The organism is Variovorax davisae (assembly GCF_030316845.1).
In the GTDB taxonomy this organism is placed as follows: Bacteria; Pseudomonadota; Gammaproteobacteria; order Burkholderiales; family Burkholderiaceae_C; genus Variovorax; species Variovorax davisae.
This window is the reverse complement of sequence record NZ_JASZYS010000011.1, coordinates 131,975-146,241: the sequence shown is the minus strand read 5'-3', so window position 1 is coordinate 146,241 and position 14,267 is coordinate 131,975. Positions and strand designations below refer to the sequence as shown.

Below are 14,267 nucleotides of genomic sequence, written 5' to 3'. Positions count from 1 at the left end.
CGCGGCCGCGCCCGCACGCGGGGCGCGACAAAAGACCTCGAAACCGGGATGATGCGGGCGGCGCAATCGCCACCCCATCGAAGGAGTCCCCATGTTCGGCTTGACCCCGCTCGGCCTCGTCCACACCGCCATCAGCCTGGTGGCCCTGGCGGCCGGCCTCGCTTCCCTGCTGCGCTTCGGAGAGATCGCGGCCCGGCATCCACTCGGCCGCACCTATGTCTGGGCCACGGTGCTGACCTGCGTCACCGGCTTCGGCATCTTCCGGCACGGCGGCGTCGGCGCCCCGCATGCGCTGGGCATCCTCACGCTGCTCGTGCTGGCGGTGGCGGCGCTGGCCGGCGGCGGCAGGTTCGGCCGCGCTTCGCGCCCGATCGAGATGGTCGCGTACTCGACCACCCTGTTCTTCCACATGATCCCCGGTCTCACCGAGACCTTCACCCGGCTGCCGCAGGGCGCGCCCTGGTTCAGCGGGCCGGACGACCCGAGCCTTCAGAAGGCGGTGGGCGCGTGCTTCGTGCTGCTGGTGATCGGCTGCGTGCTGCAGCTGCGCGGCCTGGCGAAGCGGACGACGCCGGCGGGCCTGCCCGGCGGCGTCAGTAACTAGCGCTCGACCGCCGCGGAGCGCTTCTGCGCGGCGGCGAACAGGCGGGTGCGCAGCAGCTGCACTGCCTGGCCCCGGCGCTGGCTTTCGACGGAGGCGGTCGCGCTGGTCGCGATCACCAGGTCCAGCGGCGGATGGACCCAGATCGCCTGGCCACCATAGCCGCTGGCCATGAAGGTGCGCCGCGGCGCCTCGGTCGGCAGCACCCACCACAGGTAGCCGTAGGGCATCGACGCCGGCGGGCCGCCCGCGTTCTGCGGCTGGGTGGCGGCCATGACGTAGGGCTCGGGCACCAGCACCTTGCCATTCCAGGCGCCCTTCTGCAGGAACAGCTGGCCGAGCCGGGCCATGTCTTCGGTGCGCAGGTGCAGGCCGCGCCGGTACGAGGGCTCCTGCATCGCGAGCGGCGCCACGAGTTCGCGCCGGGCATAGTCGGCCAGCGGCATACCGGTCGCTTTTTCGAGCACCGCCGCCAGCACGGGGACCAGGGCGTTGTCGTAGGCGAAGCGCTGGCCGGGGGCGCTGCCGAGCGGGCGGGCCCAGGCGCCCTGCGGCCGGCCGGGCGCCGCCGTGCCCGTCGGGTCGTCGATGGCGAAGCCTGCCGTCATGGTGAGCAGGTGGCGCAGCGTGATCTCGGCAGCGCGCGGATCGGGGTTCAGCGCGGCCCATTCGGGCATCAGCGCCAGCACCGGCTGGTCCAGGCTCGCGAGGAGGCCCTGCCCCAGCGCGATCCCGACCAGCGCCGACAGGGCGCTCTTGGCCACCGACTGCACGTCGTGCAGGGTGTCGGGACGGCCGTCGCGGTGATAGGCATAGACGACGCGCCCCTTCAGCAGCACGACCGCCGCCTGCACGTCCGGCAGGCGCTCGGCGATGGCCTGGTCCATGCCCTGGAAGGCTTCGGCGTCCAGCGCCTGCTCGGCGGGCGAGGCAGCGCGCAACTGGGCGGCGCACAAGGCCGGCGCGAGCAGGGCCAGCATCGGCAGCCAGCCGAGCCGGAGCAGGCGTGCGAGGCGCTTCATGGGGTCTCCTTTTTCCTGGGGGCCGCAGCGCGGGCCGGCAGGTGCCCTCTTCGCTCCAGTCCCTCGCGCAGCATGAACTCGACCTGCGCATTCGCGCTGCGCAGCTCCCGGGCCGCGAGCCGCTCGATCTCGGCCCACAACACGGGATCGATGCGCAATGGAAAGGACTTCTTGCCTGGGCTGGCCATCGGACGAACGCGCCGCTGCGGCTCAGGTGTACAGCGTGCCGGTGTTGATCACGGGTTGGGCGTCGTTGTCCGAGCACAGCACCACCAGCAGGTTCGACACCATCGCCGCCTTGCGCTCGTCGTCCAGGGTCACGAGGTTGCGTTCGGACAGGCCCTTGAGCGCCGCCTCGACCATGCCCACCGCGCCTGCCACGATCTGGTGCCGGGCGCTGACGATGGCCGTGGCCTGCTGGCGCCGCAGCATCACCTGGGCGATCTCGGGCGCGTAGGCCAGGTGGGTGAGCTTGGCATCGAGCACCTCGACCCCGGCGCTGGCGAAGCGCTGGTTGAGTTCGGCCTTGAGGGCATCCGCCACCACGTCGAGGCCGGCCCGCAGCGTGGTCTCGTCGCCTTCGAGATCCTCGCCGCTGTCGTAGGCATAGAGCGTGGCCAGGTGGCGGATCGCCGCCTCGGCCTGGATGCTGACGAACTTGGTGTAGTCGTCGATCTCGAACACCGCCTGGGCCGTGTCGTGCACGCGCCAGACCACCGCGGCGCCGATCTCCACCGGGTTGCCGCGCTTGTCGTTGACCTTCAGGGGCGGCGTGTTGAGGTTGCGCGCGCGCAGCGAGATCTTCTGGCCGCTCAGCAGCGGGTGGGTCCAGCGCAGGCCCTCGGAGCGGTCGGTGCCCTTGTACTCGCCGAACAGCGTGAAGATGATGCCCTCGTTCGGCTTGAGCATGTAGAAGCCGGGCACCAGCGCGGCGCCGGCGAGCACCAGCACCACGCCCACCGCCGGGTGGGCCAGGTGGCGGGCGAACACCAGTGCGCCGAAGCCGAACAGAAGCAGCGCGGCCAGGGCCATGGCGTAGCCGCTGATGGACTGGTAGCGGCGTTCGCTGCGGACGACGCGCGCAGGGGCGGGGGCTTCGGTCATTCGGTCTCCTCCAGGAAAGTGATATCACTTTAATATCGAGATGGAGCGAAGTCAACGGTGACTCGCGGACGCGGCCGTCCCCGCCCGCAGATTGTTAAAATCCGTTCCCATGCCCCGCTGGCTCGTCACCGCTGTCCTCGCCTTCGTGCTCTGCTGCCTCGGCTTCTCCGCCGCGGCCCAGGGGCACGCGGGTGCGCGCCAGCACGGCTGCGACGCCGTGGCCGCGGGGCAGACGCTCGATCCGGTGCTGGCGAAGGCCTTCGATGCCGGGATGCCGAGCGAATCCGGGGACGAATCCCCCGGCAACGACGAGCAGCGCCACGACTGCAGCGAGATCCTGATCGGCGTCTCGGGACTCTTCGTCCCGGTGGCGATGTCGGAGCCCGCGGCGCCGGCGCCGCCGGCCCTGGGTGCCTCGGCCTTCCTCGAGCACCCGAAGCGGCCACCCCGCGCCTAGGCCTTCCCCGCCCCAGGCCCGCTGCGCGCGGGGAACCGCCGCGTTCCCTCGCCCGCCAGCACCCCGCAGCAAGACGTCTCTCACGTCGGCCTGCACCCCCCCGGCGGCGCCATCGCGCCCCACTCAGAAAGAATCATCGATGCGTCTCACCACCAAAGGCCGCTTCGCAGTCACCGCCATGATCGACGTGGCACTCAACGGCCGCACCGGCCCGGTCAACCTGTCTTCCATCCACCAGCGCCAGCGGATCTCGTTGTCCTATCTCGAGCAGCTGTTCGGCAAGCTGCGCCGCCAGGGGCTGGTCGAATCGACCCGCGGGCCCGGCGGCGGCTATTCGCTGGGGCGCCAGGCCTCGGCCATCAGCGTGGCCGAAATCATCCTGTCGATCGAAGACGAGACCGAACTCAAGAACCGCGCCCAGCGCCCCGACGCGCCGGGCGCCCTGCACCGCTGCACCACCGACGAGCTGTGGGAATCGGTCAACCGCCGCGCGGTCGAGTTCCTGGAGTCGATCACCTTGCAGAGCCTGGTCGACGAGCAGATCAGCAAGGGCGTGCGGGCGGCCCGCAAGGCCAGCGTGCCGGTGGTCCCGGGCCGGGTCAAGTCGCCGCCGGTGAATGCGCCGAACTCGGTGTTCGCGATGGGCGCGCTGCTGGCCAAGCGCTGAGCCCTTTCGCCGCCCCGGGGCCGAGGCTTGAATCAGGTCCCGGCGGCGAACTTGGCCAGCCCGATCAGGCCGGCCACCAGCAGCAGTGCCAGCACCAGCGCGATGGCGATGGTCGGTATCGCGCCGGCCTGGTCGACCCGCTCGTCGGCGTCGGCCCGCCGGCCGCCCAGGCCGATGAATCCCCACAGGACCGCGCGCAGATAGCGAAAAAACCTGGACATGGGGCACTGTGGCCCATCGCCGTGGCCGGGTAAAGAAGCAGATCGCGACGATTCGACCGTGGCAGATCCGGCGGCGCCGCCGCATTTACGCTTTCTTTACGCCCCCTCCCCCAGTCTGTTCCCCGTCTTTACGCCCGTCTTCCGACACTGGCTGCCTGATTCGTATGCAGGAGAGTGATCGATGGACATCGTGTGGATAGCCGCCCTGGCGGCGATGTGGGCCGCGACCGCGGCCCTGGTGTGGGCGCTCGGCCGGCTGGAAGCGCCCAGGGGAGAGCGCTCATGATCGGCCTCGAAGTGCTGTACGGCTTCGCCGGGCTGATCGCGATCGCGCTGTTCGCCTACCTGGTCTTCGCCCTGATCTGCGCCGAGGAGTTCTGATGGACACCCCGGCCTGGGGCCTGCTGGCCCTCTTCCTGACCGTGCTGGGCCTGCTGGCCTGGCCGCTCGGCCGCTACCTGGCGCTGCTGTGCAACGGCGCGCTGCCGCGCTGGATGCAGCGCGTCGAAACGCCGCTGTTCCGGCTCGCCGGCACCTCGCCCGGCCAGCCGATGCACTGGCGCCCCTACGCCCTGGCGCTGCTGGGCTTCAACGCCATCGGCGCGCTGGCGCTCTACGGCCTGCAGCGGCTGCAGGCCGTGCTGCCGCTGGACCCCGCGGGCCTGGCGGCGGTGTCGCCGGACTCCTCGTTCAACACCGCCGTCAGCTTCGTCTCGAACACCAACTGGCAAGGCTATGCCGGCGAGTCGACGATGAGCTACCTGACGCAGATGCTCGGCCTCACGGTGCAGAACTTCTTCTCCGCCGCCACCGGCATCGCGGTGGCCTTCGCGCTGGCCCGCGGCTTCGCGGCGCGCAGCACCGACGGCCGCGGCGTGGTCGGCAACTTCTGGGTCGACCTCACGCGCATCACCCTGTGGCTGCTGCTGCCGCTGTCCTTCGTGCTGGCGCTCTTCTTCTCGGCCCAGGGCGTGATCCAGAACTTCGAGGCCTACAAGACCGTCGCCACGGTCGAGGCCACCGCCTACCAGAATCCCAGGCTGGACCCGGCGGGCCAGCCGCTGAAGGACGCAGCGGGCAACCCGGTGCTGGAAGACGCCCGCACGGCGACCCAGACGCTGGCGATGGGCCCGGTCGCCTCGCAGGAGGCGATCAAGATGTTGGGCACCAACGGCGGCGGCTTCTTCAACGCCAATTCGGCGCATCCCTACGAGAACCCGACGGCGCTCGCCAACCTGGCCCAGATGCTGGCGATCTTCCTGATTCCGGCCGCGCTGTGCTTCGCCTTCGGGCGGGTGGTGGGCGACCTGCGCCAGGGCTGGGCGGTGCTGGCGGCCATGACCGTGCTGTTCGTCGCCGCGGTGGTGCTGGTGATCCCGGCCGAGCAGGCGGGCAACCCGCTCTTCGGCAGCCTCGGCGTCGACCAGGCCGCCAGCGCGCTGCAGGCCGGCGGCAACATGGAGGGCAAGGAGCTGCGCTTCGGCATCACCGCCTCGGCCCTCTTCGCCGCCGTCACCACGGCCGCCTCGTGCGGCGCGGTGAACGCCATGCACGAAGCCTTCACGCCGCTCGGCGGCATGGTGCCGATGGTGCTGATGCAGCTCGGCGAGGTGGTCTTCGGCGGCGTCGGCACCGGGCTCTACAGCATGCTGGTGTTCGCGATCCTGGCGGTGTTCATCGCCGGCCTGATGATCGGCCGCACGCCGGAGTACCTCGGCAAGAAGATCGAGGTGCACGAGATGAAGCTGACCTCGATCGCGATCCTGGTGACGCCGATCCTGGTGCTGGCGGGCACCGCGGTGGCGGTGATCGCCGACGCCGGCAAGGCCGGCATCGCCAACCCGGGCGCCCATGGCTTCTCCGAGATCCTCTATGCGCTGACCTCGGCCGGCAACAACAACGGCAGCGCCTTCGCGGGCCTGTCGGCCAACACGCCCTTCTACAACGCGCTGCTGGCGGTGGCGATGTGGTTCGGCCGCTTCGCGGTGATCGTGCCGGTGCTGGCGATCGCCGGCGCCCTGGCGGCCAAGAAGCGGCTGCCGGTCACGGCCGGAACGATGCCCACGCACGGCCCGCTGTTCGTCACCCTGCTGGTGGGCACCGTGCTGCTGGTGGGACTCCTGAACTATGTGCCGGCGCTGGCCCTCGGGCCGGTGGTCGAGCACCTGATGCTGTGGGCGAAGTGAGGCCCCGACCATGATCAAGACTTCCATTCCCGCGTCGATGTTCGACGCCTCGCTGGTCCGCCCCGCCCTGTGGGCCGCCGTCACCAAGCTCAGCCCGCGGGTGCAGTGGCGCAATCCGGTGATGTTCATCGTCTACATCGGCAGCATCCTGACCACGCTGCTGTGGCTGCACGCCCTCGGCTTCGAGGGCGACGGCGGCATGCCGCCGGCCTTCGTGCTCGCGGTGTCGGTCTGGCTCTGGTTCACCGTGCTGTTCGCCAACTTCGCCGAGGCGCTGGCCGAGGGCCGCAGCAAGGCCCAGGCCGCCTCCCTGCGCGGCCTGCGCAAGGACACCTGGGCCAAGAAGCTGACCCAGCCCTTCCATGGCGCCGCCTTCCTGCCCGAGCAGGCGCCCAACCTGCGCCGCGGCGACGTGGTGCTGGTCGAGGCCGGCGACGTGGTCCCGCTCGACGGCGAGGTGATCGAGGGCGTGGCCTCGGTCGACGAGAGCGCGATCACCGGCGAATCGGCGCCGGTGGTGCGCGAGTCGGGCGGCGACTTCTCGGCCGTGACCGGCGGCACGCGGGTGCTGTCGGACTGGCTGGTGGTGCGCATCGCGGTGAACCCGGGCGAGTCCTTCCTCGACCGCATGATCGGCATGGTGGAAGCGGCCAAGCGCCAGAAGACGCCCAACGAGATCGCGCTGACGATCCTGCTGGTGGCGCTGACGCTGGTGTTCCTGGTGGTCACGGCCACGCTGCTGCCCTTCTCGCAGTTCAGCGTCGGCGCGGCCGGTGCCGGCACGGTGGTGTCGCTGACGGCGCTGGTGGCGCTGCTGGTGTGCCTGATCCCGACCACCATCGGCGGCCTGCTGTCGGCCGTCGGCGTGGCCGGCATGAGCCGCATGATGCAGGCCAACGTGATCGCCACCTCGGGCCGCGCGGTCGAGGCCGCGGGCGACGTCGACGTGCTGCTGCTCGACAAGACCGGCACCATCACGCACGGCAACCGGCAGGCCAGCGCCTTCCTGACGGCGCCGGGCGTGTCGCAAGCCCGGTTGGCGCGGGCCGCGGTGCTGGCGTCGCTGGCCGACGAGACGCCTGAAGGGCGCAGCATCGTCGAGCTGGCGCGTCGCGGCGGCGTCGACGACAAGGGCGTGGAGGGCGCCACTTTCGTTCCCTTCACGGCGCAGACCCGCATGAGCGGCGCCAACCTGCCGGCCGCGCCGGACAGCCTGGACGCCGAGGCGATCGTCTTGCGCAAGGGCGCGGTCGAAGCGGTGCGCCGGCATGTCGAGGCGCTCGGCGGCACGGTGCCCGGCGCCCTGTTGCAGGCCGCCGACCAGGTGGCGCGGCGCGGCAGCACGCCGCTGGCGGTGGCCGAGGGGGCGCGCGTGCTCGGGATCGTCGAGCTCAAGGACATCGTCAAGACCGGCATCAAGGAGCGCTTCTCGGAGCTGCGCCGCATGGGCATCAAGACCGTGATGATCACCGGCGACAACAAGCTCACGGCGGCGGCGATCGCCGCCGAGGCCGGGGTCGACGACTTCCTGGCCGAGGCCACGCCCGAGGACAAGCTGGCGCTGATCCGCCGCTACCAGGCCGAGGGCCGGCTGGTCGCGATGACCGGCGACGGCACCAACGACGCCCCGGCGCTGGCGCAGGCCGACGTCGCCGTGGCGATGGGCAGCGGCACCCAGGCCGCCAAGGAGGCCGGCAACATGGTCGACCTCGACTCCAACCCGACCAAGCTGCTGGAGGTGGTGGAGACCGGCAAGGCGCTCTTGATGACGCGCGGCTCGCTGACCACCTTCTCGATCGCCAACGACGTGGCGAAGTACTTCGCGATCATCCCGGCGATCTTCGTGTCGACCTACCCGCAGCTCGGGGCGCTGAACCTGATGCGGCTGGCGAGCCCGTCGTCGGCGATCCTGTCGGCGGTGATCTTCAATGCGCTGGTGATCGTGTTCCTGATCCCGCTGGCGCTCAAGGGCGTGCGCTACCGCCCGGTCGGCGCGGCGGCCCTGCTGCGCCGCAACCTCGCGATCTACGGCCTCGGCGGCCTGGTCGTTCCCTTCATCGGCATCAAGCTCATCGACTGGCTGCTGGTTGCGGCCGGGCTGGTCTGAAAGCATCTCCATGGCCAACATCCTTCGTCCCGCGCTGGTCCTGTTCGCGCTGCTCGGCGCGCTCACCGGCATCGTCTATCCACTGGCCGTGACCGGCGTCGCGCAGGCGGTGTTCCCGGCCCAGGCGGCCGGCAGCCTGGTGCTGCGCGACGGCGCGCCGATCGGCTCGACGCTGATCGGCCAGAACTTCAGCGACCCCGCCCACTTCTGGGGCCGGCCGTCGGCCACGGCGCCGATGCCCTACAACGCGGCCGCCTCGGGAGGCGCCAACCAGGGGCCGCTGAATCCGGCGCTGGTCGATGCGGTCAAGGCGCGCGTCGAAGCGCTGCGCGCGGCCGATCCGGGCAACAGCGTGCCGGTGCCGGTCGACCTGGTGACGAGCTCGGCGAGCGGGCTCGACCCGCACATCAGCCCGGCCGCCGCGCACTACCAGGCGCCGCGCGTGGCCAGGCAGCGGCAGCTGCCGCTCGAGGCCGTCGAGCGCCTGATCGACGCCCACACCGAAGCGCCGCTGTGGCGCCTGCTCGGCGAGCCGCGCGTGAACGTGCTGGCGCTCAACCTGGCGCTCGACCTGCAGCCCGCGCCGTGATGGCGGGTGCGGCGGCCGATGAGATAACCTTCGGCCCCCTGCCCGTTCCATGATCGACGACACCCGCCCCGACCCCGATGCCCTGATCGCCCAGTTGCGCGCGGACGCGCAGCGCGCAAGGCGCGGCCGGCTGCGCATCTACTTCGGCGCCAGCGCCGGTGTCGGCAAGACCTGGGCCATGCTGAGCGCCGCGCAGCGCGAACGCGCCGCCGGGCGCGACCTGCTGGTCGGCGTGGTCGAGACCCACGGCCGCAGCGAAACCGCGGCCCTGCTGGCCGGGCTCGAATCGCTGCCCCTGCGCGAAGTCGCCTACCGCGGCCGCACGCTCGGCGAGTTCGACCTCGACGCCGCGCTGGCGCGTCAGCCGGCGCTGCTGCTGGTCGACGAACTGGCGCACACCAACGCGCCCGGCTCGCGCCATGCCAAGCGCTGGCAGGACGTGCAGGAGCTGCTCGCCGCCGGCATCGAGGTCTGGTCGGCGCTCAACGTGCAGCACCTGGAGAGCCTGAACGGCACCGTGGGCGCCATCACCGGCGTGCGGGTGCAGGAGACCGTGCCCGACAGCGTGCTCGACGATGCCGACGAGGTGGTGCTGGTCGACGTCACGCCGGACGAGCTCACGGCGCGGCTGGCCGCCGGCAAGGTCTACCTGCCGCAGCAGGCCGAGCGCGCGGCGCAGAACTTCTTCCGCAAGGGCAACCTCATCGCGCTGCGCGAGATCGCCCTGCGGCGCACCGCCGAACATGTGGAGGACGACGTGCGCGGCTGGCGGGTCGAGCAGTCGGGCCCGCAGGGCGACGCGGGGCCGCCGGCCTGGAACACCTCGGGCGCCATCCTCGCCTGCGTCGGCCCGCACGAAGGCGCGGGACAGACCGTGCGCACCGCCGCCCGGCTGGCCGGCCAGCTCAACGTGCGCTGGCACGCGGCCTATGTGGAGACGCCCCGGCTGCAGCGCCTGGCCGCCGCCGAGCGCGACCGCATCCTGGCCGTGCTCAAGCTGGCCGAGGAGCTCGGCGCGCAGACCGCGGTGCTGACCGGCGTCGACATCGCGCAGGCGCTGGCGGCGCAGGCGCAGCGGCTCAACTGCGCCACGCTGGTGGTCGGCCGCGCCGAGCCGGCCCGGGGCTGGGCCCGCTGGTGGCCGGGGACGCTGCTGGTGCGCGAACTCGCTCGCCACGCGCCGGCCGTCGACATCGTCGAAGTCGCGCCCGTCCACAGTTCGCGCCGCCTGGCGAAGCTGCGGCCGGCCGCGCGCGGCGACGGCGAGCCGCACGAAGAGACCGGCGCGGCGCGGGCGCGCTGGCCGGGCTACGCCTGGACGGTGCTGGTCGGCGCCGCCATCACGCTGCTGGCCACGCCGCTGGCCAACGTGCTGGAACTGACCAACATCGTCATGCTGTTCCTGCTCGGCGTCGTGGGCGTGGCGGTGCGCTTCGGCCGCGGGCCGGCCGCCCTGTCGGCGCTGCTCAACGTGGCGGCTTTCGACTTCTTCTTCGTCTCGCCGCGCCTGTCGCTGGCGGTCAGCGACGTGCAGTACCTCGTGACCTTCGGCGTCATGCTGGTGGTCGGGCTGCTGGTGGGCCAGCTGACCGCAGGCTTGCGCTTCGCGGCCGGCGTGTCGACCAGCCGCGAGCGGCGCGCGCGCTCGCTGTTCGAGCTCACCCGCGAGCTGTCGGCGGCGCTCGAGAGCGCGCAGGTGGTCACGCTCGGCGCGGCCGCGGTGCAGGGCCATTTCGGCGGCCGGGCGGTGGTGCTGGTGACCGACGCCGGCGATCGGCTGACGATGCCCGAGCCGGCCCCGACGGGCTTCGATGCCAGCGTGGCCGACTGGAGTTTCCGGCACGGCCAGCCGGCCGGGCTGGGCACCGCCACGCTGGCCGCCCAGCCCTGGCACTATGTGCCGCTGCAGGCCCCGATGCGGGTGCGCGGCGTGCTCGCGCTGGCGCCGGCGCAGCCGCGCTGGCTGCTGATTCCCGAGCAGGCCCAGCAGCTCGACACGCTGGCGCGCCAGATCGCGATCGCGCTGGAGCGGGTGCACTACGTGGAGGTGGCGCAGCAGGCGGTGGTCGAGATCGAGTCGGAGCGCCTGCGCAATGCGCTGCTGGGAGCGATCTCGCACGACGTCCGCACCCCGCTGACCGCCCTCATCGCGCTGGCCGAATCGCTGCAGACGCTGCCCGAGGGCGCGGAGGCGCGGCAGGCGGCGGCCCGGGCCATCGTGGCCCAGGCGCACCAGCTGCATGCGCTGGTCAGCAACCTGCTGGACATGGCGCGGCTCGAAAGCGGCATCGCCGGCGGCGCCGTCAACCTGCGCCGGGACTGGCAGTCGGTCGAGGAGGTGGTGGGGTCGGCGATCCGTTCGGCTCGGCCGGCGCTCGGCGACCTGCCGGTGCAGACGGCGCTGCCGGTGGACCTGCCGCTGGTCGAATTCGACGCGGTGCTGATCGAGCGCGTGCTGGTCAACCTGCTGGAGAACGCGGCCAAGTACGGCGCGGCGCCGATCGAGGTCGGGGCGCAGGCGACCGAGCGGGCGCTGGTGCTGCGGGTGCGCGACCACGGAGCCGGCCTGCCCCCCGGCTTGGAGGGTCGGGAGGCCACCCTGTTCGACAAGTTCACGCGCGGCCAGGCCGAATCGGCGACGCCGGGGGTCGGGCTCGGGCTGGCGATCTGCAAGGCGGTGGTCAACGCCCACGGCGGCGAGATCGAGGCCGCCAACGCGGTCGGCGGCGGGGCAGAATTCACGGTCACGCTGCCGCGCCGCGCGCCGCCCGATCCGATCGAACTTCCCGCCTGAACCATGCCCACGCCCGTTGCCATCGTGATCGAGGACGAGCCGCAGATCCGCCGCTTCGTGCGCGGCGCCCTCGAGGCCGAGGGCTGGCAGGTGCACGAGGCCGGCACCTTGCGCGATGGCCTGGCGGCCGCCGGCACCCGGCAGCCCGACCTGCTGGTGCTGGACCTCGGCCTGCCCGACGGCGACGGCGTCTCATTGATCCGTGACGTGCGCGGCTGGTCGGCGGTGCCGATCATCGTGCTCTCGGCGCGCACCGACGAGGCCGACAAGATCGCCGCCCTCGACGCGGGCGCCGACGACTACCTCACCAAGCCCTTCGGCACCGGCGAACTGCTGGCCCGGGTGCGCGCCAACCTGCGCCGGCCGCGGGCGGCAGCAGGGGGCGAGGAGCCCGAGGCCGTGTTCCGCTTCGGCGAGGTCGAGATCGATCGCAGTGCCCGGCTGGTGCGGCGGGCCGGCGCCGAGGTGCACCTGACGCCGACCGAGTACCGTCTGCTGACGGTGCTGGTGGCCAATGCGGGGCGGGTGCTGACCCAGCGCCAGTTGCTGCGCGAGGTGTGGGGGCCGTCGCATGGCGAGCAGAGCCACTACCTGCGGATCTACATGGGGCACCTGCGGCAGAAGCTGGAGCGCGACCCCGCGCAGCCGAAGCACCTGATCACCGAGATCGCGGTGGGGTACCGGCTCGTGGTGTGAAGGCGCAGCGCCGCGCTTGACACGGCGATGCCGCCCGGTGATACTGAACTCTTTGGTTCACTGAAACAGCCCAAGCGGAGGCCCCTCCACCGGAGACCCCAGATGAAATACCAGGGAAGCTGCCACTGCGGCCAGGTCAGATTCGAAGTCGAGGGAGAACTCTCGTCGGCAATGGCATGCAACTGCTCGATCTGCCAGCGCAGGGGTTCGCTGCTGTGGTTCGTCCCGCACAGCGCGTTGCGGCTGCTCACGCCCGACGACAACGCCCGCACCTACCTCTTCAACAAGCACCTGATCCGGCACCGCTTCTGCCCGACCTGCGGCATCCATCCGTACGGCGAAGGCACGGCACCCACGGGCGAGGCGATGGCGGCCATCAACATCCGCTGCATCGAGGGCATCGACCTGCAGGCGATCCCCGTTTCGCAGCACGACGGCCGGTCGATGTGAGCCCCGCGCGTGGCGGCAGCGGCGCCCGGTACGGAGCTTTTTCATGATATACCGCGCAATGGACAGCGCGGCCGGCGCTCGGTATGCTGCCGCTCCAACCATGCCCCACACCATCGCCGTCTCCCGCCAAGCGCCCCTGCCCTGGCTCCAGAACCCGCTCGAAGCCCACCGCCAGTGGCGCGCGACGCTGAGCTGGAAGAAAGACGCCGGCAGCGACGACGCGCCGCTCTACACCGCGCACAGCAACAAGCTCTACCAGTCGTTCTGGGGCAAGTTCTGCCGCTGGCTGGCAGGGCGCTCGCTGCGGCTCGACGAGGTCAGCCAGGCCCATGTCGAAACGTTCCTGGACAGCTTGCGCGGCCGTTCCGATGCGCCCGCCAGCGTGCGCACCATGCGCACCTACCTGGCCGAGATCCATCGCGTGTTCACGCACCTGCAAGCCATCGGCATCGTGGCGGCGAACCCCGCCTCCGTGGTGCTCGAACACAAGCGGCGCCAGCCCGAGACCCGCTTCGCCACCGACCCTCCGCTGCCGCCCGGCACCAGCTTCCTGGCGTCCTACGAGCGGATGGCCGCGCGACTGTTCGAGGAGGAATCAGCCCAGTTGCCCGACGGCTGGACGCCGGCGCGCAACCTGGCCCTGCGCCTGGTGGTGGCGGAGTGCGGCCTCAAGCTGTCCGAAGTCTGCAAGCTGATCCCGCGCAACATCACGCTGCGGCCCGACGGCAGCGTCGTGGTCCGCGCCCCCGGGCACCGCCAGGTCGAGGCGCGCGTGCTGGTCGGCCGCGCCCCCCTGGCGAAGGCGCTGCAGCGCTGGCTGGCCACCCGGAGCACGCTGCGGGTGGTGCGGACCCGGCGCGAGCGCGAAGAGAACGCGCGCAACTCCAACCGCCTGTTCCTCGGGCAGGCCGACATGGTGCAGTCGGCCGAGCTGGTCGGCGGCGGGCTCGGCGCCGCCTGCAGCCCGGTGGCGCCCGACCTGGCCGAGCGGGTCGTGACCAGTTGCGTCAAGCGCACCCTCGAATCGCTGGGCCACGAGGCCGCCTTCCATGGCCCGCAGTTCGTGCGCAACGCCTATGCCGCGCGGCTGATCGCGCGCGGCATGAACGATGCCGAGGTCTCCGACCAGCTCGGCATGAAGACGACCTTCACCGCGCGGGCCATCCGCGACAAGGTGCAGCCGGTGCCGGAGTCGGCTTCCTAGGCGCCGGAAACGAAGAAGCCCGGCGGGTCGCCCCGCCGGGCCCGGGTTCTCGCGGGGTGCTGCGTTTGCCTGCGAGAGGCTGCGTTGCCTACGTGAGAGGCGCACCGGAGAACCTGGCTGAAATATGGTCCGGCGCGCGGCGTCTTTCTGTCGGACGCGGCCGCGTCTT

General features: G+C 71.6%; 15 protein-coding genes. 11 read left to right on the top strand and 4 right to left on the bottom strand.

The features are described from left to right. Positions 1–91 precede the first annotated feature (91 nt). Positions 92–604 (top strand): hypothetical protein, encoded by a 513-nt coding sequence (locus QTI33_RS23910; protein ID WP_286508850.1) that lies wholly within the window; start codon positions 92–94, stop codon positions 602–604. Here the strand turns inward: QTI33_RS23910 and QTI33_RS23905 are convergent. Genes QTI33_RS23905 through QTI33_RS23895 form a run of 3 tightly spaced genes read right to left on the bottom strand, consistent with a single transcriptional unit; the run spans position 601 to position 2,727 of the window. Beyond that, entirely contained in the window at positions 601–1,623 is a 1,023-nt protein-coding gene (locus tag QTI33_RS23905; RefSeq protein WP_286508849.1) for a serine hydrolase domain-containing protein, read from the bottom strand. The genes QTI33_RS23910 and QTI33_RS23905 overlap by 4 nt on opposite strands. Further along, complete coding sequence (locus QTI33_RS23900) at positions 1,620–1,781, bottom strand: type II toxin-antitoxin system antitoxin (protein WP_286508848.1); 162 nt, start codon at positions 1,779–1,781, stop codon at positions 1,620–1,622. The genes QTI33_RS23905 and QTI33_RS23900 overlap by 4 nt, the downstream gene beginning before the upstream one ends. A gap of 52 nt (positions 1,782–1,833) precedes the next feature. Then, positions 1,834–2,727: an SPFH domain-containing protein gene (locus QTI33_RS23895; RefSeq protein WP_286508847.1), complete on the bottom strand. Its 894-nt coding sequence runs from the start codon at positions 2,725–2,727 to the stop codon at positions 1,834–1,836. Between the two features lie 109 nt (positions 2,728–2,836). On the opposite strand from QTI33_RS23895, the gene QTI33_RS23890 reads away from it, so the two are divergent. Together QTI33_RS23890 and QTI33_RS23885 are read left to right on the top strand one after the other, a co-directional pair. Then, positions 2,837–3,184 (top strand): hypothetical protein, encoded by a 348-nt coding sequence (locus tag QTI33_RS23890; protein ID WP_286508846.1) that lies wholly within the window; start codon positions 2,837–2,839, stop codon positions 3,182–3,184. A 139-nt stretch (positions 3,185–3,323) separates the two neighbouring features. After that, on the top strand, positions 3,324–3,851 hold the full coding sequence (locus QTI33_RS23885) for an Rrf2 family transcriptional regulator (RefSeq protein ID WP_286508845.1): 528 nt from the start codon (positions 3,324–3,326) through the stop codon (positions 3,849–3,851). 32 nt (positions 3,852–3,883) lie between these two features. On the opposite strand, the gene QTI33_RS23880 is transcribed toward QTI33_RS23885, so the two are convergent. Next, complete coding sequence (locus QTI33_RS23880; RefSeq protein ID WP_286508844.1) at positions 3,884–4,072, bottom strand: DUF2970 domain-containing protein; 189 nt, start codon at positions 4,070–4,072, stop codon at positions 3,884–3,886. A 282-nt stretch (positions 4,073–4,354) separates the two neighbouring features. On the opposite strand from QTI33_RS23880, the gene kdpF reads away from it, so the two are divergent. The 8 genes from kdpF (at position 4,355) to QTI33_RS23840 (ending at position 14,098) form a co-directional block, all read left to right on the top strand. Further along, positions 4,355–4,453, top strand: a complete 99-nt coding sequence (gene kdpF, locus QTI33_RS23875; RefSeq protein ID WP_286508843.1) for a K(+)-transporting ATPase subunit F — start codon at positions 4,355–4,357, stop codon at positions 4,451–4,453. Further along, positions 4,453–6,258: a potassium-transporting ATPase subunit KdpA gene (gene kdpA, locus QTI33_RS23870; protein WP_286508842.1), complete on the top strand. Its 1,806-nt coding sequence runs from the start codon at positions 4,453–4,455 to the stop codon at positions 6,256–6,258. Before kdpF ends, kdpA begins: the two co-directional genes overlap by 1 nt. 10 nt (positions 6,259–6,268) lie before the next feature. Continuing rightward, on the top strand, positions 6,269–8,365 hold the full coding sequence (kdpB, locus tag QTI33_RS23865) for a potassium-transporting ATPase subunit KdpB (RefSeq protein WP_286508841.1): 2,097 nt from the start codon (positions 6,269–6,271) through the stop codon (positions 8,363–8,365). Between the two features lie 10 nt (positions 8,366–8,375). Next, the gene (kdpC, locus tag QTI33_RS23860) at positions 8,376–8,954 is read left to right on the top strand and encodes a potassium-transporting ATPase subunit KdpC (RefSeq protein WP_286508840.1); all 579 of its coding nucleotides are present in this window, start codon (positions 8,376–8,378) and stop codon (positions 8,952–8,954) included. A 49-nt stretch (positions 8,955–9,003) separates the two neighbouring features. Next, positions 9,004–11,748 (top strand): DUF4118 domain-containing protein, encoded by a 2,745-nt coding sequence (locus tag QTI33_RS23855; RefSeq protein ID WP_286508839.1) that lies wholly within the window; start codon positions 9,004–9,006, stop codon positions 11,746–11,748. Positions 11,749–11,751: 3 nt separating this feature from the next. Then, complete coding sequence (gene kdpE / locus QTI33_RS23850) at positions 11,752–12,444, top strand: two-component system response regulator KdpE (protein ID WP_286508838.1); 693 nt, start codon at positions 11,752–11,754, stop codon at positions 12,442–12,444. Between the two features lie 102 nt (positions 12,445–12,546). Then, positions 12,547–12,894, top strand: a complete 348-nt coding sequence (locus tag QTI33_RS23845; protein WP_286508837.1) for a GFA family protein — start codon at positions 12,547–12,549, stop codon at positions 12,892–12,894. A gap of 100 nt (positions 12,895–12,994) precedes the next feature. Then, entirely contained in the window at positions 12,995–14,098 is a 1,104-nt protein-coding gene (locus QTI33_RS23840) for a site-specific integrase (protein WP_286508836.1), read from the top strand. Positions 14,099–14,267: the final 169 nt, after the last annotated feature.

What these genes read in the sequence shown, in the direction of transcription:
- QTI33_RS23895 (WP_286508847.1), bottom strand. Translation starts at nt 2,727, where the DNA reads ATGACCGAAGCCCCCGCCCCTGCGCGCGTCGTCCGCAGCGAACGCCGC.
- kdpC (WP_286508840.1), top strand. Translation starts at nt 8,376, where the DNA reads ATGGCCAACATCCTTCGTCCCGCGCTGGTCCTGTTCGCGCTGCTCGGC.
- QTI33_RS23845 (WP_286508837.1), top strand. Translation starts at nt 12,547, where the DNA reads ATGAAATACCAGGGAAGCTGCCACTGCGGCCAGGTCAGATTCGAAGTC.
- QTI33_RS23880 (WP_286508844.1), bottom strand. Translation starts at nt 4,072, where the DNA reads ATGTCCAGGTTTTTTCGCTATCTGCGCGCGGTCCTGTGGGGATTCATC.
- QTI33_RS23905 (WP_286508849.1), bottom strand. Translation starts at nt 1,623, where the DNA reads ATGAAGCGCCTCGCACGCCTGCTCCGGCTCGGCTGGCTGCCGATGCTG.
- QTI33_RS23840 (WP_286508836.1), top strand. Translation starts at nt 12,995, where the DNA reads ATGCCCCACACCATCGCCGTCTCCCGCCAAGCGCCCCTGCCCTGGCTC.
- QTI33_RS23910 (WP_286508850.1), top strand. Translation starts at nt 92, where the DNA reads ATGTTCGGCTTGACCCCGCTCGGCCTCGTCCACACCGCCATCAGCCTG.
- kdpB (WP_286508841.1), top strand. Translation starts at nt 6,269, where the DNA reads ATGATCAAGACTTCCATTCCCGCGTCGATGTTCGACGCCTCGCTGGTC.
- QTI33_RS23890 (WP_286508846.1), top strand. Translation starts at nt 2,837, where the DNA reads ATGCCCCGCTGGCTCGTCACCGCTGTCCTCGCCTTCGTGCTCTGCTGC.
- QTI33_RS23885 (WP_286508845.1), top strand. Translation starts at nt 3,324, where the DNA reads ATGCGTCTCACCACCAAAGGCCGCTTCGCAGTCACCGCCATGATCGAC.
- kdpF (WP_286508843.1), top strand. Translation starts at nt 4,355, where the DNA reads ATGATCGGCCTCGAAGTGCTGTACGGCTTCGCCGGGCTGATCGCGATC.
- kdpA (WP_286508842.1), top strand. Translation starts at nt 4,453, where the DNA reads ATGGACACCCCGGCCTGGGGCCTGCTGGCCCTCTTCCTGACCGTGCTG.
- QTI33_RS23855 (WP_286508839.1), top strand. Translation starts at nt 9,004, where the DNA reads ATGATCGACGACACCCGCCCCGACCCCGATGCCCTGATCGCCCAGTTG.
- kdpE (WP_286508838.1), top strand. Translation starts at nt 11,752, where the DNA reads ATGCCCACGCCCGTTGCCATCGTGATCGAGGACGAGCCGCAGATCCGC.